The following is a 14,052-nucleotide window of genomic DNA, read 5'->3' as shown; positions in this document are numbered from 1 at the left end:
GTTGGTTCTTTTTTTTTTATTTGCCTGGGGGGGGGGGGCGGGGGTGGGCCCGCGCGGGGGGGCCCACGGCGGCGGCGACCGCCTGCGGCGCAGCTTCGCCGAGGCGTTCGCCGCCGGGGCCGGGGTGCGCTGGGAGGTGCCGGGCGAGCGCCTGGTGGACCTGCCGACGTACGCGTTCCAGCGGACCCGGCACTGGCTCGGTGAGGAGATCGCCGCCGCACCGGTCGCCGTCGATCCCACGCGGGTGGCCGACTTGGTGCTCGCCACGGCCGCGGCCGTCCTCGGCCACGACGGCACCGGCGGCATCGACCCCGCGTGCACGTTCAAGGACCTCGGCTTCGATTCGGTGAGCGTGGTGGAGCTGCGCACCCGGCTGCAGGCCGCCACCGGGCTGAAGCTGCCGACCACGCTGCTGTTCGACTTCCCGACGCCGAACCACCTCGTCGCGCACCTGCGCGGGCGGCCAGGTGCGGCCGAGCCCGCACCGGAAACGGCGCCGCGGCCGGACGACCCGATCGCGATCGTCGCCATGGGCTGCCGCTTCCCCGGCGGCATCACCTCCCCCGCCGAGCTGTGGGACCTGGTCGCCGCCGGTGGCGAGGCCGTCACCGAGCTGCCCGTGAACCGCGGCTGGGACCTCGACGCGCTCCTCGGCGACGCGGCCGGGCCCGGTTCGTGCGCCACCCGGTTCGGCGGGTTCCTCCACGACGCCGACCGGTTCGACCCCGCGTTCTTCGGCCTGAGCCCGCGCGAGGCCCTGGCCATGGACCCGCAGCAGCGGGTGCTCCTGGAGATCAGCCAGGAGGCGATCGAGCGCGCCGGCCTCGAGCCGGGCTCCCTGTCCGGGACCGACACCGGCGTCTTCGTCGGCGCGATGGCGATGGACTACGGCCCGCGGCTGCACGAGCCCACCGGCCTGGTCGACGGCCACCGCCTCACCGGCACCTCCCCGAGTGTCGCGTCGGGCCGGATCGCCTACACCTACGGGCTGCGCGGCCCCGCGCTGACGGTCGACACCGCGTGCTCGTCGTCGCTGGTCGCGATCCAGCTGGCCGCCGACGCGCTGCACCGCGGCGACTGCTCGCTCGCCCTCGCCGGCGGCGTCACCGTGATGGCCGCCCCCGGCAACCTCGTGGACTTCACCCGCCAGAACGGGCTTTCGGCCGACGGCCGCGCGAAGGCGTTCTCCGCCGACGCCGACGGCACCGCCTTCGCCGAAGGCGCGGGCATGCTCGTCCTGGAGCGCCTGTCCGACGCCCGCCGCCACGGCCACCCGGTGCTGGCGCTGCTGCGCGGCGGCGCGACCGGCTCCGACGGGGCCAGCAACGGCCTCACCGCGCCCAACGGCCAGGCGCAGCAACAGGTCATCCGCCGCGCGCTCGGCGCCGCCGGACTGTCCACCCGGGACGTCGACGTCGTCGAGGCGCACGGCACCGGCACCGCGCTGGGCGACCCGATCGAGGCGCACGCGCTGCTGGCCACCTATGGACAGGACCGCGAAACACCGCTGTGGCTGGGATCCCTCAAGTCCAACATCGGCCACACCCAGGCCGCGGCCGGCGTCGCCGGGGTGATCAAGATGGTCGAGGCGCTCCGCCACGACACGATCCCGCGCACCCTGCACGCCGACGTGCCGAGCCCGCACGTGGACTGGGCGAGCGGCCGGGTCGAGGTGCTCTCGGCCGCCCGGCCGTGGCCCGACCACGGCCGCCCGCGCCGGGCGGCGGTGTCGAGCTTCGGCATCAGCGGGACCAACGCGCACGTCGTGCTGGAAGCCGCACCCGCCGAAGAGCCGGCGCCGCCGCACGCCCATCCCGGCGCCGCGCCGCGAGCCCGGGCCACCGACATCGCCGACACCACGGCGGCGCCCATCGAGCCGTCGCGTGCCGACACCGCCGCCGACGACAACCGCGCCGCGAGCGCGCCAGTGGCCGCCGAGGCGCCGCACCCCCACCCCGATCCGGCCCTCCGCCCCCAGACCACCGACAACACCGTGGCCGCCGGGCCGCTGGTCTGGCCCCTCCACGCCCACACCGACACCGCTCTGCGCGCCCAGGCCGCCCGGCTCCGGACCTACGCCGAAACCGCCGCCGACACCGACATCGCCGCCACCGCGCCGCTGCTCGCCCGCCGCCGTCCCGGGGCCTGCCGTGCGGTCGTCGTCGCCGACGACCGGGCCGAACTGGTCGCGGCCCTCGCTGCCCTCGCCGATGGCGCCCCGCACCCCGCGCTCGTCACGGGCACCGCAGCCGGTGACACGAAGCCGGTGTTCGTCTTCCCCGGCCAGGGCGCGCAGTGGCCGGGGATGGCCGCCGAGCTGGTCGCCGCGGACGCCGGGTTCGCGCGGCTGCTCACCGACGCCGCCGAGGCGCTGCGGCCGCACACCGGCTGGTCGGTGCTCGACGTGCTCACCGGCGCCGAAGGGGCGCCGGACCTGGTGGGGACCGAGGTCGTGCAGCCGGTGCTGTTCGCCGTCATGGTCGCCCTCGCCGGACTGTGGCAGGCCGCCGGGGTCGCCCCGGCCGCGGTGGTCGGCCACTCCCAAGGCGAGCTGGCCGCGGCCGTCGTCGCCGGGGCGCTGCCGCTCGCCGACGCCGCCCGGATCATCGCCGTGCGCAGCCAGCTGCTCACCGCCGAACTGGACGGCACCGGCGGGATCCTCGCCGTCGGCCTGCCCGTGGCGCAGGTAACGGAGCGCCTGGCACCGTGGGCCGGGCGGCTGTGGCCGGCCGTGGACAACGGCCCGGTGGGCACCGTGGTCGGCGGCGAGCTGGCCGCGATCGAGGAGTTCGCGGCCGCCTGCGCGGATGTCCAGATCCGGCGCACGCCGGTGGCGTACGCCGCGCACACCCCGCACGTCGAGGCGGTCCGCGACGCCCTGCTCGCCGAAATCGGCGACCTGGCGCCCGCCGACACCGCGACCACGATCTGCTCCTCCTGCACCGGCGGCTTCCTGCCGGGCTCGGAGCTGACCGCGGGCTACTGGTACCGCAACCTGGCCGAGCCGGTCCGCTTCGACGCCGCCGTGCGCGCCTTCGCCGGCTACCGGCGGCCGCTGTTCGTCGAGGTCAGCCCGCACCCCATCCTCGCCGGCGCGGTGCAGGAGATCCTGGCCGACGCGGGCATCGACGGCACCGCCGTGGGCACGCTGCGCCGCGGGGAAGGCGGGCGCCGGCGGTTCCTGCTCGCCCTCGCCGCGGCGCACGTGCGGGGCGCCGGAGTCGACTGGCCGCGGCTGCTCGGCCCGGTCACCCGCCACCCGGACGTGCCGACCTCGGCGTTCGACCGGCAGCGCTACTGGCTCACCGGCCGTTCCGGTGGCCTGCTCGGCGCCCCCACCCCGGTCGCCGACGGCGACGGGTTCGTCGCCACCGGGCGGATTTCGCGCACTTCGCTGCCGTGGCTGACCGGGCACTCGGTCCGCGGCACGGTCCTGTTCCCGGGCACCGGGTTCGCCGAGCTGGCGCTCGAAGCGGCGCCCGGGTGCGGGAGCGTCGAAGACCTCACGCTCGAAGCGCCGCTGGCGCTGCCCGCGTCGGGCGCCGTCGAAGTCCAGGTCGGCCTCGGCGGCGCGGACGACCGCGGCCGGCGTCCGCTGACCGTCCACTCGCGACTCGGCGACGGGCCGTGGACGCGGCACGCGACCGGGACGGTGAGCCCGGAGCGGTCTCCGGTCACTCCCCTGCCGGTCTGGCCGCCCGCCGGGGCGGAGCCGGTCGACCTCGACGGCGCCTACGCGCGGCTGGCCGAACGCGGCTACGAGTACGGGCCGGCGTTCCGAGGGCTCACCGCGCTGTGGCGCGCCGGCGACGACCGGTACGTCGAGGTGGAGCTGCCCGCCGACGGCGAGTTCACCGCCCACCCCGCGGTGCTCGACGCGGTGCTGCACGCGCTCGTGCTCGACGGCACCGAGCTGCTCCTCCCGTTCTCCTTCGGCGGCCTGCGGGTCACCTCGCCCCTGCCGGGCTCGGTACGGGCCCGGCTGTCCGGCTCCGCGACCACCGGCGTCGAAGTCACCCTCTACGACACCGCCGGCACCCCGCTCGGGGGCGTCGAATCACTGCTGCTGCGGCCCGCCGCCGAAACAACGGTGACCGCCGAGCTCTACCGCGTGGAATGGACACCGGCCTCGGTGGGTGACGGCACGGACCGGGAGTGGACCGTGATCGGCACGGAGCTGCCCGAGGTCGTCCCGCCCGTCGTGCTCACCACCGCGCACGAGCTGCCCGCGGTGCTGAACCTGGTGCAGCGCTGGCTGCTCGACGAGCGCTGCGACGGCTCGAAGCTGGTGTTCCTGCAGGACCCGGGCTCGCCCGAAGGCGCACCGGTGTGGGGTCTGGTGCGGTCGGCGATCGCCGAGCACCCCGGCCGGTTCGCCCTCGCGGGCGCCCGGCCCGGCGCCCCCCTTTCCGCCGCACTCGACGCCGGCGAGCCGCAGTTCGCCGTGCGCGACGGCGTGGTGCTCGTGCCCCGGCTGGCCCGGTGCGCGGCGGAACCCGCCACAGTGGACTTCGGGACCGGCACCGTGCTGGTCACCGGCGGCACGGGCGGGCTCGGTGCCCTCGTCGCCGAACGGCTCGTGACCGGGCACGGCGTCCGTGACCTGCTGCTGGTTTCGCGCCGCGGCGGCGCCGTCCCGGCCCGGCTGGCCGGTCTGGACGCCCGTGTCCGGGTCGTCGCGGCCGACGTCGCCGACCGGGCCGCGGTGGCGGCGGTGCTGGCCGGCGAAACGCTCACCGGGGTCGTCCACGCGGCCGGGGTTCTCGACGACTCGACCGTCACCGGGCTCACGCGGGCGCAATTGGACACCGTGCTGCGCCCCAAGCGCGACGCCGCCTGGCTGCTGCACGAGCTCACCGAAGACCAGCCCCTCGCGGCGTTCGTGCTGTTCTCCTCGATCGCCGGGGTGCTCGGCAACCGCGGCCAGGCGAACTACGCCGCCGCGAACGCGTCCCTCGACGCGCTGGCGGAGCACCGGGCCGCGCGCGGGCTGCCGGGCGTGTCGATCGCGTGGGGCCTGTGGGACACGACCACCGGCATGACCGCCGCGATGAGCTCGACGGACCGCGCGCGCCTCACCGGCGTCCGGCCGATCACCGAGGCGCAGGGGCTTGCCGCGTTCGACGCCGCGCTCGGGCTGTCCGGCACGGTGGTGGCGTCCGCTTGGGACACCGCGGCGCTCCGCGCGGCCGACGAGGTTCCCGCTGTACTGCGGGGCCTGGTCCCGTTGCGCCGCGCCCGCGCCGTCGAAGCCGGACCGGCGGCCACGCCCGGCCTGGCCGGGCAGCTCGCCGGGCTGGACCGGGAAACGGCCGCCGCGACGGTCACCGGTTTCGTCCGCACCGAGGTCGCCACGGCGCTCGGGCACCGGTCACCGGCGTCGGTCGAGCTCGCGAAGCCGTTCAGCGAGCTGGGGATCGACTCGCTGACGTCGGTGGAGCTGCGCAACCGCATCGCGGCCGGGACCGGGCTGCGGCTGCCCGCGTCGCTGCTGTTCAACCACCCGACCGTCGAACTGCTGGCCGCGCACCTGCTCGGCGAGCTGCTTCCCCCGCCGCCGGACCCCGTGCAGCGGCTGCGCGAGGCGCTCGGCGAAGTCCTGCCCGGCGCGGGCGCCGAGGAGCGCGTCCGGGTGGCGGAGGTGCTGCGGGAGGCCCTGGACGGGCTGGGCGACGCCGCCGAACCGGCGCTCGGGCTCGCCTCGGACGACGAGCTCTTCGCCTTCATCGACAAGCTCTGACCTTTTGCGAACGGATAGGGGTTCGGTTATGACCGGCGAAGAAAAGCTTCGCGACTACCTGAAGCGGGCGACGGTCGAGCTCGCGGGCGCGCGCCGCCGGCTGGCCGAGTACGAGGCCCGCGAGAGCGAGCCCATCGCCGTGATCGGCATGTCGTGCCGGTTCCCCGGCGCCCCGGACGTCGAATCGTATTGGCGGCTGCTGCGCGAAGGCCGCGCCGCCGAAGTCGGCGAGGTGCCCGCCGGCCGGTTCGACCACCTGCCCGACACCGGCGGCACCCGTCGCCGCGGCGCCTTCCTGTCCGAAGTGGACGGCTGGGACGCCGGGTTCTTCGGTTACGCCCCGCAGGAAGCGCTGCGGATGGACCCGCAGCAGCGCCTGCTGATGGAGCTGGCGTGGGAGGCGATGGACGACGCCGGCACCCCGGCGCCGCGGCTGGCGGGCAGCCGTACGGGCGTGCTCCTCGGCTTCTCCGACGCGTTCCAGTACGGCCAGGTGGAGGCGGAGCGCGAAGGCACCGGCGTGTACGCCGACCCGTACATGGGCCAGGGCAGCCTCGCCAGCGTCGTCGCCGGGCGGCTGGCCTACCACTTCGACCTGCGCGGCCCCGCGTTCTCGCTGGACACCGCGTGTTCGTCGACGCTGGTCGCGGTGCACCTCGCGGCCCGCGCGCTGCGGGCGGGCGAGTGCGACTACGCGCTGGCCGGCGGCGGATTCCTGGCGTTGCACCCGTTCCTGTACGTCTACAGCAGCCGCAACGCGCTGCTGTCGCCGACCGACCGCTGCCACACGTTCGACACGAGCGCGGACGGCTACATGATGGGCGAGGGCGGCGGGATGGTGGTGCTGGCGCGGCTGTCGGATGCCGTGCGCGACGGCCACCGCATCCGGGCGGTGATCCGCGGCTCGGCGGTCAACCAGGACGGCCGCAGCAACGGCCTGACGGCCCCCAACCGCGGCGCCCAGGTCGAGGTGATCCGCCGGGCACTGGCCGACGCGGGTGCTGCACCCGGCGACGTCGACTTCCTGGAAGCGCACGGCTCGGGAACCCCGCTGGGCGACGAGATCGAGCTGGGCGCCCTGGGCGACGTGTTCGGCGACCGCCCGGCCGGCCGCCCGCTGACGGTGGGCGCGGTGAAGACCAACATCGGCCACACCCACACGGCGGCCGGGATCGCCGGGCTGATCAAGACGGTCCTGGTGCTGGAGAACGGCGAAATACCGGCCAACCTGCACCTGAGCGACCCGGCGGAGCAGGTGCTGGCGAACGAGGCGGTCCGGCCGTCCACGGGGCCGGCTTCGCTGCCGGACCACGGGCGCCCGGCGGTGGCGGGGGTCAGTTCGTTCGGCTGGTCGGGAACGAACGCCCACCTGGTCCTGGAGGCCGCACCCCCGGCCGGGCCCCGCCCCGAGGCGGCGAAGCCGACGGCCGAGCTGATCCCGGTCTCGGCCGCGTCGGAAGCCGCGCTACGCGCGCAGCTCACCCGCCTCGCCCAGATCACCACACCAACCACCCGAGTTACGCCTCCAATCACGCGAGATACGCCTCCAATCTCGCGAGACACGCCTCCAATCACGCGAGACACGCCTCCAATCACGCGAGACACGGCTCCAATCACGCGAGATACGGCTCCGATCACGCGAGTCGACCTTCCAATCACGAGTGTCGACCTTCCAATCACGGGTGTTGACCGTCCAATCACGCGAGTCGACCTTCCAATCACGCGAGTCGACCTTCCAATCACGGGTGTCGACCTCCCCATCACGCCAACTGACTCCCCAGGCACGCGAGCCGACCTTCCGGGTACGCCAACCGACTCCGCAAGCACGCCGACCGACCGTCCGGATACGCCGGCGACCCCGGCCGCGAACCTGACCCTGGCCGACCTCGCGCACACCCTGCGCGAAGGCCGCGCCCCCCTCGACCACCGCCGGGCCGTGGTCGCCACCAGTCTCGAGGATGCCGTCCGGCAGCTGGCCTCCGCCGCCCACGCGCCCGGCGTGCACCGCAAGCCCGGCTCGCCGAAGATCGCCTTCCTCCTCCCCGGCGTGGGGGACCAGTACCGCGGCCTGGCCACCCAGCTCTACCGCGACGAGCCCGTTTTCGCCCAGGCCGTCGACGACTGTTGCGCCATCGCCGCCGAGCGGTGCGGGGTCGACCTGCGGGGCGCCTTCTTCGCGGAACCGCGAGCCGTCGAGGCGTCGTTCTTCGGGGCCGGCCAGGCGGATGAACTCCTCGACCGCGCCGAGGTCGCGCACCCCCTCCTCTTCACCGTCGAGTACGCGCTCGCCCGGCTGCTCGCCGACCGGGGCGTCCGGCCGGACCTGCTCGTCGGCTACAGCCTCGGCGAGTACGTCGCCGCCTGTCTCGCCGGGGTGTTCACCCTCGGCGACGCGCTGCACGTCGTCACCGGGCGGGCCCGGCTGATCGGGCGCGCGCCGGCGGGCCGGATGCTCGCTGTCGCCGCCTCGGCGAGCCGGATCGCCGAAGCGCTCAGCCCGATGCGAGTCGACGTGGCCGCGCTGAACGGCCCGCAGATGACCGTCCTCAGTGGATCGCCGGCCGACGTCGAAGCCGTGGCCGCGCAGCTCAAGGAAGCCGGACTCGCCGCGCGGGTCCTGCGCTCGGCCCACCCGTTCCACTCCACGCTGCTGGAACCCGCCCGCGCGGAACTCGCCGAGCTGGTCGCGTCGGTGCCCCGGCAGGCACCGCGGATCCCCCTCGTCTCGAACGCGACCGGCACCGCGCTCACCGACGCCGAGGCGATCGACCCGCAGTACTGGGCCGGGCACCTCTGCCGTCCGGTGCGCTTCGCCGACGGCGTCCACCACTGCGCCGGCGAGGACGTCGACGTCTACGTGGAACTCGGCCCGGGGCAGACGCTGGGCGGCCTGGTCCGCCAGAACCAGGCCGGCGCCCGCCCCGCCGTGCTCGGCACCCTGCCCGCGCCGTGGCCCGTCGAGGACCGCCCCGCCGAAGGCACCGCGCTGCTGGACACCCTCGCGCGGCTGTGGGAACTGGGCGTCGCGGTCGACTTCACCGCCCTGCGCGGGGACGGCCGCACCGTGAGCCTGCCCGGCTACCCCTTCCAGCGCACGAAGTTCTGGCCGCAGGCGACGCGGAAAGCCCCCGAACCGGTCGAAGACGCCGGCCGGCTCTACGCACCGGTGTGGCGCCTCGACCCCACCCGCCCCACGACGACGCCGCAGGGCTCGCTGATCACCACCAACGGCGAACTCGCCACGCTGGCTGTGCGAGCGGGGATGACCGTCGGCACCGATCCGGCCACGCTCCCCCAGCCCCTGCACGTCGTGCACGACGGCGGCTTCGACGACCTCCTCCGGACCGTCCAGGCCCTGGACGGCCACGACGTCCGGCTCCTGACCGTCACCACCGGCGCGGCCGAGATCACCGGCGGCGACCTGGCCGCCCCGGACGCCGCCCTGGTGCACGGCCTCGGCCGCGGCGTCCGGGCCGAGTACCCGGGCCTGCGGTGGCGCGGCGTCGACGTCGAACCCGGCACGCCGGCCACGCACCTCCTCGACGAACTGGCCCGCCCGTGGCCCGACGACCCTGCCGGCGAACCGGTGCTCGCCGGCTGGCGCGGCGGACGCCGTCGCCTCCAGGAGTACACCGAGATCACCCTCGACGAGGCCACGCCGGACTGGGGCGGCACGCACGTGATCACCGGCGGCACCCGGGGGCTCGGCCTGATCGTCGCGAAGCACCTCGTCCGCCGCGGCGCCCGCAAGCTCGCCCTGATCAGCCGCACCGGCGAAGCGGACCAGGCCGGCCTGGCCGAGCTGAGCGGCGCCGAGGTGGTGCTCATCAAGGCCGACGCGGGCGTTCCGGAGCAGCTGCGGGCGGCGCTGGCGGAAGCCAGGACGCGGTTCGGCGAGCTCGACTCGATCGTGCACGCCGCGGGCCTGCCGGGCGGTGGGCTGGCCCAGCGCCGGACCGCCGAGGAGATGCACCGGACGCTCGCGCCGAAGGTCCAGGCGATCGGCCCGCTCCTGGAAGCACGACCCCGGCGCCTGGTCCTGTTCTCCTCGATCGTCACGGTCGTCGGCGGCATCGGCGAAGCCGACTACTGCGCGGCCAACAGCGTCCTCGACGCCCACGGCGCCGCACTGTCCACAGCGGACACCCAGGTGGTGACCGTCGCCTGGGGGCACTGGCAGCACGACGCCTGGGCCGACGCAGCCACCGGCGAAGCCCGCCTGGCCTACCGCCGCCGCTACGGCTTCACCGCCGAGGCCGGGTGCGCGCTGCTCGACAAGCTCGTCGGCAACGGCGTCCGCGGCACGGTCGTGGCCCTGCGCCAGGACCTGCCGGCGGCCCGTCGCGAGCTGGCCGCCCTCAACGACCTCGGCGGGCTGCTCGAAGCGGCCCCGGCGCCGGTCACGCGCTACCCGCGGCCGCCGTTGCGCACCGAGTACGCCGCCCCGCGTGGCGAGCTCGAGACGGACATCGCCGGTGTCTGGGGCGAGTTCCTGGGCATCGACGCGGTGGGCGTGCACGACCCGTTCTTCGACCTCGGCGGCAACTCGCTGGTCGGCATGGCCATGGTGGCGGCGCTGGAAAAGCGTCTTGGCCGCCGGATCGCCCCCGCCGTCCTCTTCGGCCACCCCACCGTGGCCACCTTCGCCGCCGCCCTGACCGACACCGACTCCCCCGCCCCGCGGGCGGCGACCACCGGCTCGGCGCGCGGCCAGCGGCGCCGCCTGGCCGGCACCCGGAAATGAGGGACACCGTGACCGACACCAGCAGCGAGCTCTCCCCCACGGACATCGCCGTGGTCGGCATGGCCGGCCGCTTCCCGGGCGCCGACGACGTCGGCGCCCTCTGGGAAACCGTCCGCGCCGGCCGCTCCGGCATCACCCGCTTCACCGACGAGGAACTCCTCGCCGCGGGTGTGCCGGCCGACCGGCTCGGCGATCCGGCCTACGTCAAGGCGGGCGCCGTCGTCACCGGCGTCGAGGAGTTCGACGCGGGCTTCTTCGGGATCAACCCGAAGGAAGCCCAGATCCTCGACCCGCAGCACCGGCTCTTCCTGGAGCACAGCCAGCACGCCCTGGAGGACGCGGCGTGCGACCCGGTGCGGTTCGACGGCGCGATCGGGGTGTTCGCCGGCTGCGCGTGGAGCACCTACCTGACCCACAACCTCACCCCGGCGGACGCGGCCCGCGAGATGGGCGAGATCGCCATCGCCCTCGGCAACGACAAGGACACCCTGGCCACCCGGGTCTCGCACACCCTCGGCCTGTCCGGCCCCGCGTTCAGCATCCAGAGCGCCTGCTCGACGTCGCTGGTCGCGGTGTGCGTCGCGGCGAGCAGCCTGGCGAACTTCGAATGCGACGTCGCACTGGCCGGTGGCGTGTCGATCGGGGTGCCGCACCGCGTCGGCTACCTCTACCAGCAGGGCGGTATCGCGCCGCCGGACGGCGAGTGCCGCGCGTTCGACGCCGCGGGCCTGGGCGCCCCGCTCGGCGGCGGCGTCGGCGTGGTCGCGCTGCGCCGGCTGGAGGACGCGCTCGCCGACGGCGACCGGGTGTACGCGGTGCTGCGCGGCTGGGCGGTCAACAACGACGCCGGCCGCAAGGTCGGCTTCACCGCGCCCGGCGTCGAGGGCCAGGCCACGGTGATCGCCGAGGCGCTCGCCGCCGCCGGGCTGGAGCCCGCGGACATCGGGTACGTCGAGGCGCACGGCACCGGCACCGCACTCGGCGACGCCGCCGAGCTCGCCGCGCTGCAGCAGGTCTTCGCGGGCCGGTCACTGCGCATCGGGTCGGTGAAGACCAACGTCGGGCACCTCGACCGCGCCGCCGGCGTGACGAACCTGATCAAGGCCGCGCTCGCGCTCCACCACGAGGAGATCCCGCCGACGCGCAACCTCGGCACCCCCAACCCACAGCTGACCGCGGGCGGCGCCGAGCTGACCGTGGTCACCGAGCGCACTCCGTGGCCGCGCACGGACACGCCGCGCCGCGCCGGCGTCAGCGCGTTCGGCATCGGCGGCACGAACGCCCACGTCGTGCTGGAGGAGGCACCGCTGCCGGTGGCCGCCGAAGCCACGGGCGGCCCGGAACTGCTGGTGTGGTCGGCCCGGTCGGCCGCCGCCGCGGACGCGGCCACCGCGAACCTCGCCGCGCACCTGGCCGACTCCGGCGACGCGCTCGCCGACGTCGCCCACACACTCCAAAGTGGACGAACGACGTTCGGGCACCGGCGGATGCTGGTCGCCGGTTCGGCGGCCGGGGCGGCGCGATCGCTGCGCGAAGGGGTCGTGTCGGCTTCGAGCGACGCCGGCACGGGTCGTCGTGTCGGGTTCCTCATCGCGGGCACCGGCGAGCAGTACCCGGGCCTGGCCGCCGAGCTGTACGAGACGGCGCCGGTGTTCCGGGCCGAGCTGGACCGCTGCCGCGCGCTGCTGGACACGTCCGTGCTGGACGAGGTGCTCGGCGAGCGGGAAGGCTCCGGCGGGCTGGCCGCGCTGCTGGGCCGCACCGGCGGCGGCGAGCGCGCGGGCGATCGCACCGAAGTCCTGCACCCGGCGCTGTTCGCCGTCGAGTACGCACTCGCGCAGCTGGTGCGCTCGTGGGGTGTCGAGCCGTCCGTGCTGGCCGGCTACAGCCTCGGCGAGTACGTGGCCGCGTGCCTGGCCGGGGTGCTTTCGCTCGAGGACGCCCTGGCGCTGGTGGCGCACCGGGCGAAGCTGATCGCCGCCCTGCCCGGTGGGGCGATGGCGGCCGTGCCGCTGCCCGCCGACGACGTGCGCGCCCGGATCGCGGGCACGGACCTCGACATCGCGGCGCTGAACGGACCGCGGCTCACCGTCGTGTCCGGCACCGCCGAGGCGATCTCCGGGCTGAGCGCGTCGCTGGCGGCCGAAGACGTGCCGTGCCGGCCACTGGCCACGACGCACGCCTTCCACTCCCGGCAGCTCGCCGGTCTGCGCGACGAGCTGACCGCGTGGGTTGCCGCTCACGTCACGCTTTCCGCGCCCGCCGTCCCGTATGTCTCCAACGTGACCGGTGAGCTGGTCACCGACGCGCAGGCGACCGACCCGGCGTACTGGGCCGAGCACCTGTGCGCCCCGGTCCGGTTCGACGACGCGCTGGCCACCCTGCTGGCCGACGAGGACCTGGTGCTGCTGGAGCTCGGCCCGGGCCGCTCGCTGGGCGCGATGGTGCGCGGGCACCGGGCGTGCGCGCCGAAGCGCTGGGCCGCGGTGATCCCCACGCTGCCGGGGGCCGACGACCCGGTGCCGGCGACCTCGGCGCTGGCCGAAGCGGCCGGGCGGCTGTGGCTGGCCGGGGTGGACCTCGACTGGACCGGCGTCCGCGGCGGTCGTGCCGCGCGGCGCGTGGGCCTGCCGGGTTACCCGTTCCAGCGCTCGCGCTACTGGATCGACGCGCCGGGGACGGTCACCCCGGAGGTCCCGCGCCTGGCCGCCGAACCCGACGAGCACGTGCAGCTGCTGACGCCGTCGTGGCGCCCCCAGCCGGCCCCCGGGGCCGGGACCGTGGGCCGGGTCGCGATCCTGCCGGACTCCGGTGGCGTCGCCGCCGCGCTCACCGCCCTGCTCGGCGAGGTGGTCACGCCCGCCGAAGCGGACACGGTGGTCGACCTGTCGGTGCTCGACGTCGACGACGACGTGGCGGCGGTGCACGCGGTCTCCCGCACCCTGGCCACGGCGGCGGGCGACGGGTCCCGCGCGGTGCGGGTGCTGGTGGCCACCCGCGCGGGCCAGGCGGCCGGGACCACGCCGCCGATCGGCGCGGGGCAAGCGGCCGAGCCCGCCTCGGCGGGCCGGGCCGCCGGGGCGGCCGCCGCAGGCACCCCCAACCCGACGCGCCCGCTCGCCGGGGCGGCCGCCACAGAAGCCGAAGCAGGCACCCCCAGCCCGGCGGGCCGACCCGCCGGGGCGACCGCTGCAGATGCCGGAGCAGACGCGCCCGGACTGGAGCGCCCGCTCGCTGCCCCGGCCGCCACAGAAGCCGAAGCAGCCGGAGCAGCCACGCCCGGCCGGGTCTGCCCGCCGGCCCGGCCCGCGGGGGCCGGCGGCCGGGCGGAAGTCGCCGACGCGGGCTCGGCCATCCCGGGCCCGGTGCGCCCGCAGGCTCCGGCCGCGCGGGCCGGCCGGGTGCGCCCGGCGCAGGCGGCGGTGGCCGTGCTGCCGGTGGTCGCCAACCAAGAACACCTGAACCTCGATGCGGGCACCGTCGACCTCGACCCGGCCCTCGGGCCGGCCGAAACCGCCGCCGTTCTCTCCGCCGAGCTGAGCTCGCCCGGCACCGCGCTCGTCGCATC

At 75.8% G+C, this 14,052-nt stretch carries 3 protein-coding genes; all 3 read left to right on the top strand.

All coding sequences use genetic code 11. The features are described from left to right. Positions 1-43 precede the first annotated feature (43 nt). On the top strand, positions 44-5,740 hold the full coding sequence (locus ACFVYA_RS46465; RefSeq protein ID WP_387054562.1) for an SDR family NAD(P)-dependent oxidoreductase: 5,697 nt from the start codon (positions 44-46) through the stop codon (positions 5,738-5,740). A gap of 28 nt (positions 5,741-5,768) precedes the next feature. Then, positions 5,769-10,484: an SDR family NAD(P)-dependent oxidoreductase gene (locus tag ACFVYA_RS46460; protein ID WP_387054560.1), complete on the top strand. Its 4,716-nt coding sequence runs from the start codon at positions 5,769-5,771 to the stop codon at positions 10,482-10,484. An 8-nt stretch (positions 10,485-10,492) separates the two neighbouring features. Beyond that, the coding region (locus tag ACFVYA_RS46455; protein WP_387054557.1) for a type I polyketide synthase at positions 10,493-14,052 on the top strand (3,560 nt) is incomplete at its 3' end.

Origin of the sequence: Amycolatopsis sp. NPDC058278 (genome assembly GCF_042881395.1) — a bacterium.
In the GTDB taxonomy this organism is placed as follows: Bacteria; Actinomycetota; Actinomycetes; order Mycobacteriales; family Pseudonocardiaceae; genus Amycolatopsis.
This window is presented reverse-complemented; position numbering and strand designations above follow the sequence as displayed.

Coding starts and splice junctions, on each gene's coding strand:
- ACFVYA_RS46460 (WP_387054560.1), top strand. CDS start 5,769: ATGACCGGCGAAGAAAAGCTTCGCGACTACCTGAAGCGGGCGACGGTC.